17 protein-coding genes are annotated in these 19,374 nt (G+C 39.7%); 12 read left to right on the top strand and 5 right to left on the bottom strand.

Annotated elements, in window-relative coordinates; genetic code table 11:
- Window positions 1-46: 46 nt before the first annotated feature.
- Window positions 47-538 (bottom strand): YajQ family cyclic di-GMP-binding protein, encoded by a 492-nt coding sequence (locus I6N95_RS06615; protein ID WP_209525903.1) that lies wholly within the window; start codon window positions 536-538, stop codon window positions 47-49.
- Between the two features lie 420 nt (window positions 539-958).
- Here I6N95_RS06615 and I6N95_RS06610 point away from each other — a divergent pair, with 420 nt between their 5' ends.
- Window positions 959-1,873: a YitT family protein gene (locus I6N95_RS06610; protein ID WP_209525901.1), complete on the top strand. Its 915-nt coding sequence runs from the start codon at window positions 959-961 to the stop codon at window positions 1,871-1,873.
- Between the two features lie 111 nt (window positions 1,874-1,984).
- A complete protein-coding gene (gene lysA / locus I6N95_RS06605) occupies window positions 1,985-3,286 on the top strand; it encodes a diaminopimelate decarboxylase (protein ID WP_209525899.1) in 1,302 nt (433 codons plus the stop codon).
- 43 nt (window positions 3,287-3,329) lie between these two features.
- Here the strand turns inward: lysA and I6N95_RS06600 are convergent, their stop codons facing one another.
- Window positions 3,330-3,986: an alpha/beta fold hydrolase gene (locus I6N95_RS06600; protein WP_209525897.1), complete on the bottom strand. Its 657-nt coding sequence runs from the start codon at window positions 3,984-3,986 to the stop codon at window positions 3,330-3,332.
- 148 nt (window positions 3,987-4,134) lie between these two features.
- Here I6N95_RS06600 and I6N95_RS06595 point away from each other — a divergent pair, with 148 nt between their 5' ends.
- The 8 genes from I6N95_RS06595 (at window position 4,135) to cls (ending at window position 13,888) form a co-directional block, all read left to right on the top strand.
- Window positions 4,135-4,887, top strand: coding sequence for a prolyl oligopeptidase family serine peptidase (locus I6N95_RS06595; protein WP_209525895.1), 753 nt, complete (start codon window positions 4,135-4,137; stop codon window positions 4,885-4,887).
- Window positions 4,888-5,018: 131 nt separating this feature from the next.
- On the top strand, window positions 5,019-5,351 hold the full coding sequence (locus I6N95_RS06590) for a metal-sulfur cluster assembly factor (RefSeq protein ID WP_209525886.1): 333 nt from the start codon (window positions 5,019-5,021) through the stop codon (window positions 5,349-5,351).
- A gap of 498 nt (window positions 5,352-5,849) precedes the next feature.
- Window positions 5,850-6,869, top strand: a complete 1,020-nt coding sequence (locus I6N95_RS06585) for a DUF1002 domain-containing protein (RefSeq protein WP_209525884.1) — start codon at window positions 5,850-5,852, stop codon at window positions 6,867-6,869.
- Between the two features lie 707 nt (window positions 6,870-7,576).
- Window positions 7,577-8,695 carry a M20/M25/M40 family metallo-hydrolase gene (locus I6N95_RS06580; protein WP_245249279.1) on the top strand — a complete coding sequence of 373 codons (1,119 nt, stop codon included), beginning with the start codon at window positions 7,577-7,579 and terminating at the stop codon, window positions 8,693-8,695.
- 19 nt (window positions 8,696-8,714) lie between these two features.
- Window positions 8,715-9,554 carry a YitT family protein gene (locus I6N95_RS06575; RefSeq protein WP_209525881.1) on the top strand — a complete coding sequence of 280 codons (840 nt, stop codon included), beginning with the start codon at window positions 8,715-8,717 and terminating at the stop codon, window positions 9,552-9,554.
- A gap of 28 nt (window positions 9,555-9,582) precedes the next feature.
- The gene (locus I6N95_RS06570) at window positions 9,583-10,749 is read left to right on the top strand and encodes a hypothetical protein (protein WP_209525879.1); all 1,167 of its coding nucleotides are present in this window, start codon (window positions 9,583-9,585) and stop codon (window positions 10,747-10,749) included.
- 47 nt (window positions 10,750-10,796) lie between these two features.
- Entirely contained in the window at window positions 10,797-12,320 is a 1,524-nt protein-coding gene (locus tag I6N95_RS06565) for an AcpB/EbpR/MafR family transcriptional regulator (RefSeq protein ID WP_209525877.1), read from the top strand.
- A gap of 41 nt (window positions 12,321-12,361) precedes the next feature.
- Window positions 12,362-13,888 carry a cardiolipin synthase gene (gene cls, locus I6N95_RS06560; RefSeq protein ID WP_209525875.1) on the top strand — a complete coding sequence of 509 codons (1,527 nt, stop codon included), beginning with the start codon at window positions 12,362-12,364 and terminating at the stop codon, window positions 13,886-13,888.
- Between the two features lie 98 nt (window positions 13,889-13,986).
- Here the strand turns inward: cls and I6N95_RS06555 are convergent, their stop codons facing one another.
- The 3 genes from I6N95_RS06555 to I6N95_RS06545 all read right to left on the bottom strand — a co-directional run bounded on the left by I6N95_RS06555 (window position 13,987) and on the right by I6N95_RS06545 (window position 16,358).
- Entirely contained in the window at window positions 13,987-14,145 is a 159-nt protein-coding gene (locus tag I6N95_RS06555) for a hypothetical protein (protein ID WP_209526124.1), read from the bottom strand.
- Window positions 14,146-14,295: 150 nt separating this feature from the next.
- Window positions 14,296-15,048 (bottom strand): TIGR03915 family putative DNA repair protein, encoded by a 753-nt coding sequence (locus tag I6N95_RS06550; protein ID WP_209525873.1) that lies wholly within the window; start codon window positions 15,046-15,048, stop codon window positions 14,296-14,298.
- Window positions 15,048-16,358: a putative DNA modification/repair radical SAM protein gene (locus I6N95_RS06545; RefSeq protein ID WP_209525870.1), complete on the bottom strand. Its 1,311-nt coding sequence runs from the start codon at window positions 16,356-16,358 to the stop codon at window positions 15,048-15,050. Before I6N95_RS06545 ends, I6N95_RS06550 begins: the two co-directional genes overlap by 1 nt.
- 186 nt (window positions 16,359-16,544) lie before the next feature.
- Between I6N95_RS06545 and I6N95_RS06540 the strand changes: the two genes are divergently transcribed.
- Together I6N95_RS06540 and I6N95_RS06535 are read left to right on the top strand one after the other, a co-directional pair.
- On the top strand, window positions 16,545-17,510 hold the full coding sequence (locus I6N95_RS06540) for a DUF4097 family beta strand repeat-containing protein (RefSeq protein ID WP_209525868.1): 966 nt from the start codon (window positions 16,545-16,547) through the stop codon (window positions 17,508-17,510).
- A gap of 312 nt (window positions 17,511-17,822) precedes the next feature.
- A complete protein-coding gene (locus tag I6N95_RS06535; RefSeq protein ID WP_209525866.1) occupies window positions 17,823-19,214 on the top strand; it encodes an L-cystine transporter in 1,392 nt (463 codons plus the stop codon).
- The last annotated feature ends 160 nt before the right edge of the window (window positions 19,215-19,374 follow it).

Here is a 19,374-nt window from a genome sequence, read left to right as displayed (position 1 = left end):
TGCAAGAAAAAAAGAAGAAAATCAGAGATTTCCTTCTTTAGGTTAATTAACGGTAGTTGGTATACTGCAATTCGATCGGTAGTTGGAGATCTTTCAATAACGCCATAACTGCTTGCAAGTCATCACGACTTTTACCTGAAACTCGTACTTTATCTTCTTGAATCGTTGCTTTCACTTTTAAATTCGAGTTTTTAATAGCCGTGGTAATTTTTTTAGTATTGTCACGATCAATTCCACTAATAAGCTCACCATATTGACGGGCATTACCACCTAGAGCTTTTTCACTTTTAGTAAATTGAATATTTTTAATGGGAACTCCGTGTTTCACTAGCTTAGCAAATAGAACATCTTTTACCTGCTCTACTTTATAATCATCTTCTGCCACGATCAGTAGTTTTTCTTTTTCCAATTTAATGTCTGCAATAGAGCCCTTAAAATCAAAACGATTTTTGATTTCCTTGAGGGCAACAGCCATGCCATTTTTCACATCTTCAATATTAATTTCAGAGACAATATCAAAACTCGCTTCTTTTGCCAAATAAAATTCCTCCTCGTATGATTTAAGTCGATTTTTTTCAATGGATGCAAAGCAATCGCTATAAAAATGTTGTCTATCTGACTGTATTGTCAGTTGAATCCAGTTTCACGGCTCCTTTAGCTTTTGTTAAGTGACTAAAGTAGCGAGACTCACGGACCTCCTTATCTTTACTGAAAACGAGCAACTGTTGACAGCGTTCTTTTCAATAATAGTATCATGAAATGGCAAAACTGTGAAGGAAAGACTATAGAGGAAAATGAGATTTTACTGTGAAGAAAGCTGTCGTTTTTTTTAGTGAAAGCAGTGATAACAAGGGGAGCGATAATCTTAAAAAGATTTTTATTTAAATTGAATCAAAAGACTTTTAATCATCCCAACAACCTGATATTCTTAGCTAGGATCTATTTGAGGAGGGGTGACATGAGACGAGGTTATTCATGGTTAATGGAAAATGAGTTAATGACGAAAATAGCAGTAATTCTTTTGACAGGGGTGCTGTCAGCTATTTCTTTAAATATGTTTCTAATTCCAGCCAATGTCTTTTCAGCAGGCATGAATGGGGTATCTCAGCTAGTTTCAGGAGCATTTGAGATGTATTTAGACATTAAAGTCGATACAGGGGTGCTAATTTTTATTTTAAATATTCCGATTTTTATCGTTAGTTGGCTAAAGCTAGGGCGCTCAGCTACGATTTATAGTTTCTTAACAGTATCTTCGATTTCAGTTATTACATTGTTAGTACCACAAGTGATTGTGACCGATAATGCATTGATGAACGCCATCGTTGGTGGTGTCCTGGTGGGAATTGGCGCAGGACTTTGTTTGAAATTTGGCTTTACCACCGGTGGGCTGGATGTCATCGCTTTAGTAATTGGGAAAACAACCGGAAAATCGGTTGGAAGTTTGATGTTTGCCATGAACCTGTTAATTATTTTTATTGCCGGTATGATGTACAATTGGGAAAGTGCGCTTTTTACCATTATTTCAATTTACTGTTTGACTCAAGTTATCGATGTGATTCACACAGGCAGTCAAAAAGTAACAGCCATGATTGTCTCTCATCAATCAGAGTTGGTGGTCAACGAATTAAAGGCAAATATCACCAGAGGAATGACATTATTACCCGCTCGTGGTGGTTATACAAATAAAGAAAGTACGATGATTATTATGGTAGTCAGTCGTTATGAGCTTTTTGAGCTTGAAAAATCGGTTTACACAATCGATCCTAATGCCTTTATCAATATTATGCCGACACAAAATGTCATGGGAATGTATTGGAATGAAGATCAGCAAAAGGCGTTTATGCAGAGTCAAAAAGAACAATTACCTAAATAATGATCAACAAGCAAGGTGATAAAAAGTCATCTTGCTTGTTTTTTAGGGGTGTGCAAACAAAACGAATTATGCTATGATTTATAAATCAAACGATGTAAGGAAGTTGATAAGATGGAACTATTCGGGACGAGTAAAATCAATCAAAAAAATCATTTAGAGATTGGCGGTTGTGACACAGTTGAGCTAGCTAATCAATATGGCACACCGCTGTTTGTCTATGATGTGGCACTAATAAAAGCAAAAGCACGAGGGTTTAAAAAAACCTTTGAGGATCTAGACATGAAACACCGCGTAGTTTATGCTAGCAAAGCGTTCACGTCACTAGCTCTATATAAGTTACTGGCGGCTGAAGGTTTAGCATTTGATGTGGTATCTGGTGGTGAATTGCACGCGGCGCTAAAAGCTGGTGTTTCACCAGAGATGATTGAATTTCATGGTAACAATAAATCTGCAGAAGAATTAGCAATGGCAGTTAATGTTGGAATTGGAACCATTGTGGTTGATAATTTTTACGAAATAGAGTTATTAAAGTCCATTTTAAAGGAAACAGGTAAACAACAAAAGATCTTACTTAGAGTGTCTCCAGGCGTGGATGCTCATACTCATAGCTATATTTTGACAGGGCAAGAAGACTCGAAATTTGGCTTTGATGTCAAAAGTGGTCAGGCAGAACAAGCGTTGCAATTAGTCTTAGCTGACCAAGGCTTCGATGTGATCGGCATTCATTGTCATATTGGGTCGCAAATTTTTGGTACAGAAGGTTTTGAGGCTGCAACTGAGAAAATGATGGCCATTTTATTGGATTGGCAAAGTCGTTTTAATTTTGTCGCTTCAGTTCTAAACTTAGGAGGCGGTTTTGGCGTCAAATATTCAGATGAGGACACGCCACTTGAAGCACCTGAGTACGTCAAACAAATCGCCACGATGGTCAAAGTCAGTTCGCAAGCTGCCGCTTATCCTTTACCAGAAGTATGGATCGAACCCGGTCGTTCAATTGTAGCGGAGGCAGGTACGACTTTGTACACAGTCGGCTCACGTAAATCCGTCCCGAATGTTAGAAACTTTGTTTCCGTCGACGGTGGTATGGGAGATAACATTCGCCCAGCCCTCTATGACGCAACCTATTCGGCGGTTGTCGCTAACCGCATGACGGCTCCAGCAGAAGAAGTCGTGACGGTGACTGGGAAATACTGTGAGTCAGGTGACAAATTGATTACCGATATTCAACTGCCGATTTTAGCAGCTACTGATATACTGGCAATTGTAACAACCGGCGCTTATGGGTATTCGATGGCCAGCGTTTACAACAAGAACCCTCGGCCTGCCGTTGTTTTTGTTGAAAATGGCGAGAGTCAGTTGGTCCTTAGACGTGAAACTTATGACGATTTAATCAATCTGGATGTAATTAATTAAAAAAAGGCGTTTTGACATCTTTCGGAGTCAAAACGCTTTTTTTTTAACTAAAGAATGTGAGCAATGACTCTGCTAAAAGGTCATTGTCAATGATATAACTGCCGTGGTCGTGGCCTTCAACTATTAGAAGACTGGCATTAGGAATGGTTGTGGCAATTAGTGGAAATAGCTCCGGTTTGTAGATATCATTTTCTGCTCCAATGACCAGCGTTGGTACGGCGATCTCTTTTAATTTTTCAACCGATATTGCGGGTTGCTCCATCATCAGTTGAAAGAGTGGATTCCCCGTTTCAGCGAATTCTTGTCGAACGTAGGCCATTGACTCCTCGGTAAAATCGTCAGGGCTAAGATTAGGGCCGAGAACGGCCATTTTTTTAAGGCGGGGGTGCTGAGCAATCCCTAAAAGCAAGCCGATGATGCCGCCGTCACTAAAGCCAACCAAATGGACATCTTCTAAATCTAAGGCATCCATAAATTGGCTGATATCATCACTCATGGTTTCATAGGAGTAATCTTTTGTGGCGGTGCTTTTTCCGTGATTTCGGCTGTCGATAGCGTAGACCGTATAGTGTTTAGCTAGGGTTAAAGTTAAGGCATTAAAAATTAAATGGTCTTCCCCATTTCCATGGAGTAAAACCAAGGGAGCGCCAGAGCCCGTTTTTTTATAATACAAGTCAATCTGATTAACGGTTTGCTTCATTTTATCATCCTCATTTCATTTATCTTTCATTATAGAACAAACGTTCTGATGACACAAGTTGAATTAAGGGAGCAAACCGTAAATAGTTCAAAGAATGCCGTGCTTATGTTACAATTATTAGTATGACAAACTATTCAGGAGGCAAGACATGATTGAAATATATGACCGTGTAATTGATGGCATTCCTTTGTTAGAAGTAGTGGACAGTGCTTTGAAAGAGGAACAACTACCAACCGTTGTGTTTTATCACGGCTGGACTAATGTAAAAGAAAGTGTCTTGGTTCATGGGTTCGAAATTGCTAAAAAAGGCTTTCGAACGTTATTACCTGAGGCGTTGTATCACGGAGCACGTAGCGATGGCCAAGCCATCACAGATGACCGCTTATTGGATTTTTGGGAGATTATTCAGCAAAGCATTGATGAGTACCCTGTTTTAATGGATTATTATGTTAAAGCTGGTCTTACCGACCCAGATCGTTTAGGCGTTACTGGCTTATCGATGGGAGGGATTACGACCTGCGCCTTGCTAGCGACTTATCCTGAGATTAAAGCGGGAGATTGTTTAATGGGATCTCCAGATGCCATTGGATTTACTGAGGAAGTTTTAGCTGAAGCCGAAAAACAAGGCATGACATTACCAGTTGACATTCAAGCACAACTTCAAAAATTATCGGCTCTCTCGTTAGCTGAAAATCCAGCTAAGATTGCGGGGCGTCCCGTTCATTTTTGGCATGGAACAAAGGACGAAACAGTACCTTATGGTCCTACCTTTGCGTTTTATCAACAAATTCGAGAAAAGGACTTCGCTAAACAAGTTAGTTTTTCAACAACGGAGGATGGACACAAAGTGCCCTACGGGATTTCTCAAGAGACTGCTTGTTTTTTCAGAGAGAACTTGTAAACTGACTATTTGATAAACTTTCTCATTTACAAACAGAGACTTTACGGGTATTATATGGAAGAGGACGCCTTCTTTCCAGCATGGACTAGAAGCGTAAGTCACCATCAATTAGATAAAAAGGAGGCATTTAGATGAGTGAGCAATGGACTGACGAAGAAATGGAAGCCATTAAGGAACGTATTGTAACAGCACTGGAAACGGTCATTGACCCTGAATTAGGGATTGATATTGTTAATTTGGGCTTAATTTATGAAGTTGAATTCGCAAGTGACGGCTTTTGTACAATTAAAATGACGTTAACGACGATGGGCTGCCCTTTAGCCGATGTCTTAACTGAGAATATCCATGAAGCATTAAAAGAAGTTCCGGAAGTAACCGATTCAGAAGTGAAATTGGTTTGGTACCCAGCCTGGACAACTGATAAGATGAGTCGTTATGCGCGGATTGCCTTGGGGATACGTTAAGGGAGAACGTTGACATACCAACGTTTTTGAGCGGTGAAAGTCGGATTTCAGACTAAACGAGGCTTCTGTGCTCTGGTATCCAAGCTGATTTTTAAGGTTCTGGACAACTGACTAACTGAGTATTTTTTGATACGGATAACATACGTAGATGACAAAATTAACTAGAACTCCTTCATTAGCCACTAGGCTGCTGAAGGAGTTTTTTTGAGGTGAAACCCAAAGATGTTAGGGATATTCAAGGACTGTGATAACTAAATCAACTGTGGAGGATTAGGAGTGACTGCCAAATACAATGAAATCCGACAGTAGTCGTAGGTTAGCTCTTAAAAAGTGGGCATTTTTATGTCTGCTGTTCTAGCATCTTAATTTTTTGCTAAGAATAATAAAATAGCCATAAATTAATTCTTAAAGATTGACCACAAGATGACGAACCTATTACTTATTGGTATAATGAAGGTAGCTTAGCATGAGCTTAAGCGTGAATGGAGACTTAATCTTATGAAGAAATTACCTAAAATAATAACTACGTTGGTGTTGTTTACGAGTTTAGCAAGTTCGACCGCCTTTGCAGATGAGAAAGCCAAAGATGAAGGCTGGGATGTACCGAATATTGCCTTAGGAAATGGGCTGACAGCAGCCGAAAAAGAAGACACCAAAACGATCTTAATGAAAGATTTAAATAAAGTGGATGTCATGAAGGGCGTCGAGGTCTCAAAATACAATGAGTTTATTGTGGATGGCACTGATTTGGTTAAATATGTCACAGATGTTCCAGAATTCACTGAGTCGTCTAAGGCTTTTTCCAGTGCTTTTATTGCTCGAACAAAGGAAGGTTCTGGGGTGACAGTGGAAATTATGACACCGAAAAATATCACCGCACGGACAGAAGCGATGTATCGTTCGGCGGCCATTACCAGTGGTGTTTTCGATGCCTATATTCGAATTGCCAGTGTTCGAACTATGGATGGCAGTGGCGCTTTAGCTGGAATATACAAGATTTATGATGAAGTTGATCCTGCTGCGACAGAGGCAGAACAGGCGGATCGTAATGAACAGCGTGAGGTTGCTCAAGAACAAATGCAAGTGGTCTCGGCAATTGATGCAGCGAATCAAACTAATGAAAATTATTCATCTGAAAATATTTTGGTGATGTTAGCTGATATTCAATTAGAACTCCAAAAAATCAATGATAAGCTTGATGGCATGTCCCAAGCTAATGCTAAAAAAGAAGTTGAGCAAGTGGTTGATGCGCAAATAGAAAAACATGGTTTAGAAGAGGCAATCACACCAGAGCTACGGACTCAGGTTGTCACAAATATGGTCAATTTCTCAAGTACAAATGGTATTAATGATACGGAGATGGGCAAACAATTATCCAATTTTAAAAATGATATTATCAAAAATGGAGCGGAGTTTAAAGAGAATTTACTGTCTGATGAAAACATTGCGAAGGCTAAGAGTGGTTTAGCAGGTGTTTGGCAGGGCGTCAAAGATTTTTTCTCTAATCTATTTAGTTAATCAACAGCGTGAAGAGGCTAGGACAGCCTAATGTCCTAGTCTCTTTTATGTGTGACCAAGTATTAACTAAGGTGTGCTGGTTTTGTTTTTTTTAACGTCAACAGTTGCTGATATCGATCGGATGATCAGGGGTAATTCAATCTTCTAAGAGATAATGATGTTTTTCACTAAAACTAAAGTTGTTAAATCAGATTTTTTACTATTCTTTAATGATAATTGTAATACATTTTAATTAAAAAATGATTAATAACGAAATTTTATCTATATGCAGTAAAAAAATAAAAATACAAGCATTCGTTAATTAAATGTAACCCTTTTCTGGGGGAGTTTTCCTTTTTTTTGAGTTGAAACCTATTTTTTTAGGAATAGGAAAGAGGACATTATCGTGTAATAATATTTCTTGTGAGACGCGAAACTCTTTGAAATAATCTTCCATCCGATAAGAGTTATCCTGACTAGTGAAACAGTGAGCGTGTTTTATTAATGGAACGAAGATCTTGGGGTGGAGCGGTCGTCGGTGTCCAAAAAGATGTTAACTTAAAATTAAATATATACATCCTGTTAAATAATCAAACATATAGTTCCATTGGATAATGCGCATAATCATTCGCTAAGAGTGGTACTTTCAGCTTTTTTCTGGCTGAAAGTTTAACGGTAAAGGATGATTATTTAATGGGAACTATATAACTTAAAAGGAGCAAATGCAAATGATTAACAAAAGACGATTGGTAGAAAGATTTATTGAGATGGTTAAGATTGAGTCAGTTTCAGGGAATGAATCTCAAATTCAAAATTATTTAATTGACGCATTTCAGCAATTAGGATTGACTGTTTATCAGGACAACAGTCAATTAAAAACAAATTTGGGGGCCAACAACATTGTGGCTAAACTTAAAGGCAATGAGAATTATTGCCCAATCTTTTTTTCATGTCATGTTGACACTGTGTCACCAGGTGTGGGAATTGAGGTTGTTCAAAAGGAGGGCGTGCTATTCTCAGTGGGTGAAACTATTCTGGCAGCCGACAATAAAGCTGGAATTGCGGTAATGTTGGAGATGATCGAGATAATCAATGAGCAGCAAATCGAGACGGGGAATTTGGAATTTGTCCTTTCGGTGGGAGAGGAAATTGGGTTGATTGGCGTTGAAGCGATGGACATGTCTCTCGTAGAAGCTGAGATTGGTTTTGTTTTAGATAACGCAGGACCGGTTGGTAGTGCAATCGTGGCTAGCCCGAGCTTATACATGTTTGATATTGAACTAACAGGAAAGGCCGCTCATGCTGGCTTAGAACCTGAAAAAGGCGTTTCGGCTTTGGAAATTGCGGTAAAGGCTATGAATCAGTTGGATTTTGGTCGCATTGATCATGAAACGACAGCTAATATTGGTGTGATACAGGGGGGCGATGCGAGCAATATTGTGATGGATCACTTGACACTAAAAGGCGAGGTTCGCTCAATTTCACCCCAAAAAGCTGCCTATTTAGTCGAAGCAATCAAAGTGGCATTTGAAGACAGCAGTCAGAAACTGGGAGGGAAGTGCCAGTTTAACGCTGATTTAAAGGCCACAGGATTTCGTTTAGAAAAAGCATCAGCGGTTCTCAATCTTGCTAGGCAAGCCATGAAAGACATTGGTTTAACCCTAAAGTATGAGACAAGTGGTGGCGGTAGTGATGCAAATGTTTTTAATGCCAAAGGGAAAGAAGTTACCAATCTGGCCATTGGCTACGAGAAAATTCATACAGTGGATGAGTATATCCCAATTGCAGAAATGGAAAAATGTGTGGCTTTAAGTTTAGCCCTAGCCAATCGAGCGAAACACAATTAAGGGAATAAGGGAGAAATAGATGAAAAAAAGAATTTTCCATTTAGTAAAAATCATGGTAGCAGTGCAGTTGTTAGCCATTAGTATTAACTTGTTTTTAGGGCCTCACAATATAGCGGCAGGTGGGGTAAGTGGTATCGGGATTTTGGCTGAAGCTGCTTTTGGTATTGATCGCTCAATCATTGTGTTAGGGCTCAATCTGTTGATGTTGATTTTAACGGCTATCTTCTTAGGCCGAGAGGTGTTGATTAACACGGCAGTAGGCAGTTTACTCTTTCCTTTAGCCTTAGCATTCACACCAGAAGTGATGGTGACAGATAATACGCTGTTATCGGTGATTTTTGGCAGTGCTATTTTTGGAACTGGGGTTGCGATTCTGTATAAAATCAGAGCATCTAGCGGTGGAACCACGATTCCGCCACTGATTTTTAAGAAATACTACAATCTTAGCCCGACAATTGGACTGCTGGTGACGGATGCGGCGATTGTCACCTTGACTCTTTTAGTTTTTGGTTTCGAGGAGTTTCTTCTAGCGATTCTGTCTTTAATCATTACATCAATTGTGATGAATTATATTGAGACAGGTTTAAAGCGTCGTAAAGCGATCTTAATTATTAGCCAAAATAACTATCAAGCCATGCGTGATCAACTGATCGAAGAGGTTCCTCGAGGGATGACTCTCTTCGATGTTGTCGGCGGGAAAACAGGTAACAGTGCTCAGATGATTATGATGATCAGTTCGAATCAGGATTTTCCGGCTATTATGGCGGTCATCGATCAGGTAGATCCAGGGTCATTTGTCATTGTTTATAATGTATCGGAAGTTCACGGTCTTGGTTTTTCATATCAAGCCATTGTTTAACTAAACAGGATAAAATAGGAGGAGTTTTATGAATTCAGTTTTAGCGTTTACGATTGTGATGTTAGTGTGGACAGTGAGTGATTTTATTTCAAAGAAAACAAAATCATTGTTATCAAGTTTGTTTGTCGCTTCAGTCATCTTTTTAATCGGGTTTAAGAGCAATATATTTCCCAAAGATTTATTGCCGAGCTCATCATTACTTAGTCTGGGAACTACGATTGTCGGCTTTATCTTAGTGCATTTGGGAACGACCATCAGTTTAAAAGAGTTTAAGCAACAGTGGAAAACCTTTTTGGTGGGATTTGCCGCTACGATTGGTATTGTAGCAAGTCTATTCCTTGTCAGTCCACTATTTGAGAGCCGAAATTATGCTATAGCAGCGATAGGTGCTATTTCCGGTGGGACGATTTCGATTATTATGATTCAAGAGGCAGCGATGACAGCCGGTTTAGTATCGGTTGCTGTTCTGCCAGTTCTTATTTCAGCGTTCCAAGGATTGATTGGGTTTCCTTTGACGTCAATCATCTTGAGAAAAGAAGCCAATCGTTTACATGGTGAGGTGAAGAAGGGGAATATACAGGCGGCACCTACGAAGTCAGAAGGCACTGAAGAACGGAGCAGTCGTTTACCAGCTGTATTTCAAACCACTGCGGGTACCTTATTTATTACTGGATCGGCCGTTTTAGTGGCAACGTTTGTGAGTGATTTGACGAATGGTACTTTAAACACTTTTGTCTTATGTCTCATCATTGGCATTATTATGCGTGAATTAGGTGTTTTTAAGCCAAATCTTTTGAATGGAATCGATGCATATGGTTTAATGATGTTAGCCCTTTTAATTATCATCTTTGGTCCACTGGCATCTATTTCGGTTCATGATTTAATCGATTTGATTATACCTATCACACTATCTTTCTTAGTTGGTGTTTCAGGTAATATGATCTTTGCGATCGCTTCAGGGAAATTACTAGGTTATAGCGTCCCTATGTCGATAGCGATTGGGTTGACTTCTCTTTACGGGTTTCCAGGCACGATGATCTTAAGCCAAGAGGCTGCTAAGAGTGTTGACGGAACAGTCGAGGAGCAACAATTGATTGAAGGTCAAATTTTACCTAAGATGGTGGTAGCGGGCTTTTCAACGGTGACGATTACATCAGTGATAATTACCGGAATATTAGTGGGGTTAATTGGCTAACCATGTGACGTTGCGAGCAAACAATTTTAATTTGGAGGAGAAAAAGAGTGAACATATTTTTAGATTCCTTTCATGCTAGAAAAATAAAAGTGGTTCAGTTACTTCAATCTGAAGACCGTTTCTTCACCATTTTAGAGCTGTCAGAAACATTAAATGTCACGGCTTCTACGATTGAAAAAGCCGTGGAGTCCCTTGTGGAAGATTTCACGTCAGGGCCTTATCGCTGTCAAATTCAAAAGAATTATCAGAAGAATAAAAAAATCAAAATCAAAGCCTCTCGTCTCTTTTCGATCGAGGAATTAAAGCGATGCTACATGACCAGTAATTTCCTTTATCAAAGTTTTTATGAGATTTTTACACGGGAATTTGAAGATGTCAAAACTTATGCCGAGAAAAACTTTACCAGCTTGACCATGGCTTATAAAAAGTTTAGTAATATGGAACCGATCTTGCAAAGCTTTGGACTGAAATTCAATTTCAGTTCAGACTTTGAACTGGTGGGAACGGAAACGCAAATCCGCTATTTTTACCTCAGTCTCTTTTGGTCCGTCTACGATGGTAATTACTGGCCGTTTGATGTTGAGCCGGCGACGCTAACACCTGTTATTGATGAAATTGAAAAACTTCAAGGTCGCCGCTTACCTTTGGCGAGAAGGGACTTTTATTACCATTGGTTAGGTGTGATTGTGACACGCTTAAATCAAGGCTACTATGTGGAAGATTTAAAGATAGATGCTGATCAGTTTATTCAGTACGATATTGATGCAGTACAGCCTTTCTATGATTTTTTAATTGAATCGCTAGAAGTGGAAATTCCCCCAGAACATGTCTATAATGAAGTGGCTTTTCTAAGCTTGATTACTTACGCATTTGAACATCAACTTCATTTTCAGGAGAAGATGAACTTTCATCGCTTGCGCTTGATGAATGCGATGCCTAACAACATTATTTTTGATTCTGTCAATTATTTTATGAAAGCATTTGAAGAAAATAGCAGTATTCGTCTTGGCGATCGGGAATACAATGACTTGTATTTAAATCTGGTTAATCTGCATACTCGCGTGCTATTTTTTGAAGGTGAATACAAAGATTTTCAAGGTGTTAACACAAAGTTTTTAAGTAAACGTCTTGAAGGTTTTTTCTCGGAGTATTTCGATGAAATGTTAAGTGAATTGGCAAAGGATTCCCGTTTTACCCCTATTTTTTCTAAGAAAAAGGAGTTATCAAAAATCTACACGATGTTATTGAGTAACACGTTGAAAGTCGGTGAGCACATTCCTCCCATTCGGGTCTCGATTATCTCAGTTTATGGGGATAAACGAATTAATTATTACCGACGAGTGATTCAGTTTTCCTGGTTTGAGGAGATTGATATTACGGCTGAGGTGGACGGTGAAGTTGACTTGATAATCACGGATCGAAATTATCATCAATTAGCTGCCCAAAAGGATCGGGTGTTTGTTTGGAGCGAACATCCTACAGCGAAAGATATCGCCCATCTAAATGTGCGGTTGGACAATATTTTAATCCAAAAAGCCAAAGAAAGTTTTTGGTTTAATAATCAACAATAAGGGTGTGGCAGGCAACTACTTTGGAAAATGGGAGAAAAAGAATGAAAAATAAATTAAGTCAGATTAAATTGGTCTTAGTGATCTTGTTAGTAAGTTTGTTGGCAGTGGCAATTGTCATGCCACGATTATTTGTTTATTTGTTAGTTATTTCGGAGACTATCGGTGTTTTGATCAGCTTGGAGTTATTGCTCTTTGATAAGCGGGGGACAACTTCAAAAATTGCTTGGATCCTGACGATTCACTTGATTCCCTATGGGGGGATCGCTCTTTTCCTTTTTTTGGGCCGCAATCCGGCAAGACGTCGTTTGGGAGTCAATCAGTTGCAGGAACAAACTAAAATAAAAGCCGTCGTTAATGAGTTAATGGTTGCCTCGGATGCTTGGCAAACAGAAGTGCCAGCCTTTGCTCATTATAATCAGGTGTTAAGTGGTCAAGGGGTGATTAGTGGCAATCAGATTAACGTGTTGACCAATGGCCAAGCAACTTATGATTCAATTTTATCAGCCATCAATCGAGCGGAACATCACGTTCACATGTTTTTCTTTATTTTCAAGGAGGAAGAAATTGGTCGGAAAATCATCGACTTATTAATTCGCAAAGCCACCGAAGGAGTAGAGGTGCGTTTTGCGGCTGACAGTTTGGGAACATTGAAGTTTTCTTTTGAAACGGTAAAACGGATGGAAGCAGCTGGAATAGAAGTTTTGGCATATGACCCCGTCAATACAATCTTTACTGCCAGTCATTTAAATTGGCGAAATCACCGTAAAACGGTTGTCATCGATGGGAAGATCGGCTTCACTGGAGGGATCAATGTAGGGGATGAGTACCTCAGTATTTCAGATCGTTTTGACTTTTGGCGAGACACTCATTTGAAAATCGAAGGGCCCTTAGTAAATTATTTACAAGAGTCGTTTTTATATGATTGGATGTATATGAAGAATCAAGCAGAAGCCAGTGCGCCTTTCATTTCAGAGGGCGGACGACACGTTTATTTTGCAGCTGAGGCGGTAGGGGATGCCGCTGGTCAAATTATTTACGGTGGTCCTTATGACCGCGAACGAGTTGTTAGGGAAAGTTTTTTAAACTTTATAAGTGGGGCTAAAGAAAGTGTGCGAATTGCCATGCCATATTTTGTACCAGATGAAGAATCACTCGCAGTTTTAAGACGAATGGCGCTAAATGGGATTAAGGTTCAAGTCTTGATGCCAGGCAAAGGGGATCGGGGAATTTCCTTTAATGGTAGCAACCACTTTATTAAGACCATGGTAGAGGCTGGTGCTGAAGTCTATCACTACCAAGAAGACGCATTTTTGCATTGTAAAATCATGATTGTCGACGATTGTTATGCCACTATTGGAACGACCAATTTTGATGTCCGGAGTTTTAGATTGAATCATGAATTATCGGTATTTTTAACGAAGGCGGATCAAGCTGTGGCGCACCTCGTGAATGATTTTGAGGCTGACTTAGTGGTCTCGAAACCGGTTACCTTAGCCAGTTTGGCTGAACGACCTTTAATCACCAAAATTAGGGAGCAGCTGAGCTCATTGTTTGCCCCAATTCTCTAAAAAAGGCAATATAAAAAGGCATCAAGTGAACTATGAGGTTTCACATGATGCCTATTTTGAGTTCGAACAATTATCGTCCATGTAATTACTCAATCTCCTTAGCTAATTTTTTTTAAAGCAGCTACTGCTTGCTCAATTGTTACACCATAGCCGACTTTTGCTGCATCTGCTTGGTCGTATGCCATAAACATTTGAGTGGTTGTATCAAGTGCGATACGGTATTGCATTGTTGTGTTACCGAATGTCATTGTAGTCATAATAATTTCTCCTCTCTCAAACTAAACTGAAAGGCTATTTCTATAAGACAATCCCATAACGAAATTCCATCTATAATATTACAGGAAATGTTCGAAAATAGCAAGCAATTAAGCATGTAAAATCATTAAGATTAGCATAAAATCAAGTTTTCATCTGTTTTCAGTCATTTCCGGCAAGTATTTCCAAAAGCGTTTTGGCATCTGCGTTCGTTGACAGGTTGGATTTTTTCTTTCTTCAATCGCCACCGTTTGAAAGAACGTTCGCCATTGGTTTTGAATGGCCAATTCTTCAGGCGATAAGAGTAATTCAGGGACCTGTTGCAACTCTCTGAAGGTCAGAGTGCCATGGTCATAACTGCCGATCATTTGGGAGTTTTTTTCGCAAATAATAAAGCGTTCATTAGGAAATCGCTGGCAGAAAAAAGGCATTAAAAAGGGTAAAACACCATGCTTTGGCTTAATAACAGCGATTAACCAACCGTCAACCTCATTAAATCGAGTAAAGCCTTGATAGTGATGGATTTCAAAATCAAGCTGGCGAATGGCAATTGCCAGGCTGCCAATTTCTTGCTGGTAGGTGTGGCGGCTCAAATTATCACCAAAATGTAAGCCATATTCAATGGCCACAATTAAAGCAATCTCCTTGTTTTCAGCGACGGAAGCAAAGCCCTTTTTAATAAATTGCCAACTGTCCGTTGTTAAACGCTGCTTTAGTCTATTTTTGATGCGGTCAGCTAATTGTCGATCGCTATCGATGTAACGACCGATAAATAATGTTTGAGCGATGTCATCTGATGAGAGCAACAGTTGGGGGCGCTGTTGCCGGCGAAAGACAGCTGCAACACAACAGAGAAAACCAGTAAAGGTACCATCATATTCTAATATCTCATTGCTTTCTGGCATCATTGGCTAACGCCTACCTCTCGTTGTTTTTCTCTTGCTAAGTATTCGGTATCAAAAAGGGTCAGTTGTTCCTTTTCTGTCTGGGTGTTAAGAGTTTTTAGTTGTTGGTAATCTTTTGCTGACATCAACGAGGCGATTAGCCGCATGGGGTCAGAAATGGGGTGACTATTGGCATAGTCTTTACAGGCCACAAAATATTTGGCCCGTTTCATGATTGCCCCCGTTTTGACAAGATCAGTAAAATCTAATTGACGGTGTTTCCGCAATTGAATAATGCGCCTAGCACTGGTCGGTCCAATCCCAGGAATTCGCAGTAATTGAGCTAAATTAGCCTGTTGGACATCGACTGGAAATTGATCGTAATGCTGAATGGCCCAATTAGCTTTAGGATCAATATAAAGGTTGAAGTTAGGCTGTTCAGGTGTCAGAATTTCGTCTGCTTCAAACTGATAAAAGCGCATCAGCCAATCAGCTTGATAGAGGCGATGTTCTCTAAGCAGTGGCGGTTTTGTTTCAAGAGACGGTAATAAGGTGTGAGCCACTGTCGGGATATAAGCAGAAAAATAGACCCGCTTTAATTGAAATTTTTTATACAGTGAGTCTGTGGTTTGTAAAATCTGATAATCATTGTCTGACGTTGCCCCAATAATCATCTGGGTGGATTGACCAGCAGGGGCGTAGCGGCTGGCTTGTTGCCGATGGCCAGTCAAAGCTAATTCCTTTTTTCGCTGAGCAATCTGTTTCATCGGTCTAATGACTGCTTGAGGACTTTTATCTGGCGCTAAGAGAGATAGACTCTTCTGTGATGGTAATTCAATATTGGCACTAAGACGGTCAGCTAAGAAGGCCAGCTGATCGATTAAAACCGGATCAGCCCCCGGGATTGCTTTAACATGAATATAACCAGCAAACCCATGCTGATTCCGTAATAACTCTAAGGCTTTAATCAGCAGTTCACACGTATAATCGGGACTTTTAATAATGGCGGAGCTAAGAAAAAGTCCTTCGATATAATTACGCCGATAAAAATCGATGGTCAACTGGGCGATTTCTTCAGGAGTGAATGTTGCTCGGCGAATGCTATTAGACTTGCGATTGATACAATAGTGGCAGTCAAAAATACAAACATTTGTCAAGAGAATTTTTAACAGTGAAATACACCGGCCATCAGCTGAAAAGGAATGGCAACAGCCTGCCACGGCAGTGCTGCCAAGCTTACCTGCCCGCTGACCAGTTACCCCACTACTTGAACAAGAGGCATCATATTTGGCAGATTCAGTTAAAATTTCTAATTTCATTTCAATATTCATCTTATTCTCCTTTATTAACACGAACGTGTGTTCTGTCTGTCTTTTTAGTGTAAGCTGTTTTACTTGAAATGTCAATTAGTAAAGTTAGGTCTCAGTTCATAGTGATAAATCAGTCTCAAGTCCTAAGTAAAAATAACGATAAAGAGGTATAGTTAAAGAAGTAAAAGAGGAACGAGGAGACCTTTAATGAAAAAAGCAATCAGTGGCATCATCTTATTAGGGAGTTTGGCCGTATTGACAAGTGGCTGTAGCTTAAGCAAAGCCAAGCTAGTCAACACTCAAGAACTGGCAATCAGTGATATTAACGAGATAGCGATTAACTATCAGTCTGATAGTGTTAACGTTTACGAAAGTGATTCTGAAAAGTTAAGAGTAGAAGAATATCTCTTAACGGATAAGGAAAATGCTAAAGCTACGATCGAGGAAGAGAATAAACGTCTTTCTATTACCGGGGGGAAACGAAAGAGTCTATGGTTTACCCTCAACGATAATAGTCATATTGATATTTATTTGCCAAAAGATTACCATGAAACCTTGGGAATCAAAATGACAAGTGGAAGTCTTAAAGCCAGTGAATCCTTTGAGTTGAAAGAGTTCTCGGGAGTGGTGAACAGCGGGAGCTTGAGATTGGCGAGCATCAAAGCCGATAAAATAAAATTGACAAGCACAAGTGGTTCAATTAAAGCAGATAAGTTATTGAGCGATGAGGCAGAGATTAAAAGCAATAGTGGTAGTATTAAGATTGACGAAGTCATCAGTCAGACGTTAGTTGGAAAAGTGACTAGCGGCAGTGTTAAGCTGACTAAGGTAAAAGGAGACGTTGAGCTGACCGCCAATAGTGGCAGCATTAAACTGGGGGAAGCAATCGGAAGTGCTAAACTCAAAGCGACTTCTGGTGCAATTAAAGCTTCTTATACGAAAGTCAGTGGAGATATCAGCGCGGAAGCTAACAGTGGTAGTATCAAGCTAGAAATTCCGAAAGATTTAAACTTTGACTTTAGTAGCAAAACGAATAGTGGCAGTATCCGCACTGATTTTGACGACTCACTGTCAAAGGAAGACAATCAAAAAACAGGAACCATTGGCCGTGATTCAGAAGTGTCAATTGAAACCAGGGCGACATCAGGAAGTATTAAAGTTACGCGAAATTAATAATCAGAAAAAACTGACTTCAGAGGGAGTCAGTTTTTTTGTGGGTACGTTTCTGCCCGAATTAACGGTTTCAACATAAGCTTACGGATAAACGTTAGTTAAAAAAATAAGCGGCGATGATGGAAGCTTTCTGATTGCTATACGCTCCAAACTCTAGTAAACTTAACCAATCACTGATAGTTAGGAACTTCTATGAGGGGAATTTGACTATTAGGTTGGCTTATTCGGAAAAAATAAGACAACTGAGACCTTTACTCTTATGATGGAACAGTCTTCATGTCATTAAGGGGACGATTAAAGGAGGTTTTATAAATGACAACAAGTTTTATTTTGCTGCTTTTAGCAGTATTTTTAGGTATTATCTACGGGTTTTATTACCTGCAGAAGAAACATGTGAAATTCTCGACACGGGTGTTTGCTGCTCTAATTGTCGGGATCGTATTTGGTGTGGTGATTCAGCTAAGTTTTGGAATAGATTCCAAAGTGACCACAACAGCGGTTGATTGGATCAATATTGTCGGAAATGGTTATGTTGGCCTCTTACAAATGTTGATTATGCCATTGGTATTTGTCTCAATTGTTGGGGCTTTTACTAGATTGGAAGCCAATAAGCAACTGGGGAAAATCAGCTTTACGGTTTTGGCCACATTGTTGGGAACAACGGCCATTTCAGCGTTAGTTGGAATAGTGTCAGTTTTTGCTTTCAATTTGCAAGGGGCAGAATTTGCGAAAGGTGCAGCTGAAACGGCTCGAATTGCTGAGTTGGCTGAACGTCAGGGAATGGTAGACGGGGTGACAATTCCTCAACAAATCTTGTCTTTCCTGCCAAAAAATATTTTCGCGGATTTAGCTGGAACCCGTGCAACTAGTACGATTGCGGTTGTGATATTTTCTGCTTTTGTCGGTGTTGCTTACTTAGGAATTAAACGAAAGGCGCCAGAGGAAGCCGCTTTTTTTGCTAAACTAATTGATTCATTATATAAAATTGTGATGAGAATCGTCACGCTAGTCTTACGTTTGACCCCTTATGGGATTGTGGCCTTGATGACAAAGGTGACAGCAACCAGTAATTATGAAGCAATTGTCAATTTAGGTAAATTTGTCCTAGCTTCCTATGTCGCTTTAATAGTGGTATTTATTATACATCTGGTGATGTTAGCATTTGCCAAAGTTAATCCCTTAACCTACATCAAAAAAGCTTTTCCAGTCTTGAGTTTTGCCTTTACATCACGGTCAAGTGCCGGTGCTTTACCCCTAAATATTGAAACTCAACGAAAAGCATTTGGCGTGGACGATGCTTCGGCAAATTTCTCAGCTAGTTTTGGTTTATCGATTGGTCAAAATGGCTGTGCGGGAGTGTACCCAGCCATGTTAGCAGCCATTGTGGCACCAACTGTAGGGATTGATGTCTTTAGTCCTACTTATATTTTAACCATTATAGCAGTTGTGACGATTAGTTCCTTTGGGGTTGCCGGGGTAGGTGGCGGAGCAACGTTTGCTTCGTTAATTGTCCTGGGAAGTCTTAATTTACCAGTGGCCATTGTCGGGTTGGTCATTTCAGTTGAACCTTTAATTGACATGGCGAGAACGGCAGTTAACGTTAGTGATAGTATGTTAGCGGGGATTCTGACAAGTCGTCGTATTAACGAACTAGATGAGAGTGTCCTAAACGATGAAGAAGCCGTGGTTTCTTCTTCCATTTAATTGAACAATCTGGCACGCTAACCTTCGTGGTTAGCGCGCTTTTTTATCTTATGATGTTCAAATAACATGTGAAAAAGATAGTATTTGATTATTTCAGGCATATTAGTGTTATTTCTTTTTTTTAAGTAGTAAAATATGGGTGTCTCTCATCAAGATGAAG

It is taken from the genome of Vagococcus allomyrinae (genome assembly GCF_017829975.1).
GTDB lineage: Bacteria > Bacillota > Bacilli > Lactobacillales > Vagococcaceae > Vagococcus_D > Vagococcus_D allomyrinae.
This window is presented reverse-complemented; position numbering and strand designations above follow the sequence as displayed.

Bases quoted from the DNA above. Each gene is read 5' to 3' on its own strand.
- I6N95_RS06545 (WP_209525870.1), bottom strand. From the start codon at position 16,358: ATGAATATTGAAATGAAATTAGAAATTTTAACTGAATCTGCCAAATAT.
- I6N95_RS06555 (WP_209526124.1), bottom strand. From the start codon at position 14,145: ATGACTACAATGACATTCGGTAACACAACAATGCAATACCGTATCGCA.
- I6N95_RS06570 (WP_209525879.1), top strand. From the start codon at position 9,583: ATGAATTCAGTTTTAGCGTTTACGATTGTGATGTTAGTGTGGACAGTG.
- I6N95_RS06585 (WP_209525884.1), top strand. From the start codon at position 5,850: ATGAAGAAATTACCTAAAATAATAACTACGTTGGTGTTGTTTACGAGT.
- I6N95_RS06590 (WP_209525886.1), top strand. From the start codon at position 5,019: ATGAGTGAGCAATGGACTGACGAAGAAATGGAAGCCATTAAGGAACGT.
- cls (WP_209525875.1), top strand. From the start codon at position 12,362: ATGAAAAATAAATTAAGTCAGATTAAATTGGTCTTAGTGATCTTGTTA.
- I6N95_RS06580 (WP_245249279.1), top strand. From the start codon at position 7,577: ATGATTAACAAAAGACGATTGGTAGAAAGATTTATTGAGATGGTTAAG.
- I6N95_RS06535 (WP_209525866.1), top strand. From the start codon at position 17,823: ATGACAACAAGTTTTATTTTGCTGCTTTTAGCAGTATTTTTAGGTATT.
- I6N95_RS06610 (WP_209525901.1), top strand. From the start codon at position 959: ATGAGACGAGGTTATTCATGGTTAATGGAAAATGAGTTAATGACGAAA.
- lysA (WP_209525899.1), top strand. From the start codon at position 1,985: ATGGAACTATTCGGGACGAGTAAAATCAATCAAAAAAATCATTTAGAG.
- I6N95_RS06550 (WP_209525873.1), bottom strand. From the start codon at position 15,048: ATGCCAGAAAGCAATGAGATATTAGAATATGATGGTACCTTTACTGGT.
- I6N95_RS06540 (WP_209525868.1), top strand. From the start codon at position 16,545: ATGAAAAAAGCAATCAGTGGCATCATCTTATTAGGGAGTTTGGCCGTA.
- I6N95_RS06575 (WP_209525881.1), top strand. From the start codon at position 8,715: ATGAAAAAAAGAATTTTCCATTTAGTAAAAATCATGGTAGCAGTGCAG.
- I6N95_RS06595 (WP_209525895.1), top strand. From the start codon at position 4,135: ATGATTGAAATATATGACCGTGTAATTGATGGCATTCCTTTGTTAGAA.
- I6N95_RS06600 (WP_209525897.1), bottom strand. From the start codon at position 3,986: ATGAAGCAAACCGTTAATCAGATTGACTTGTATTATAAAAAAACGGGC.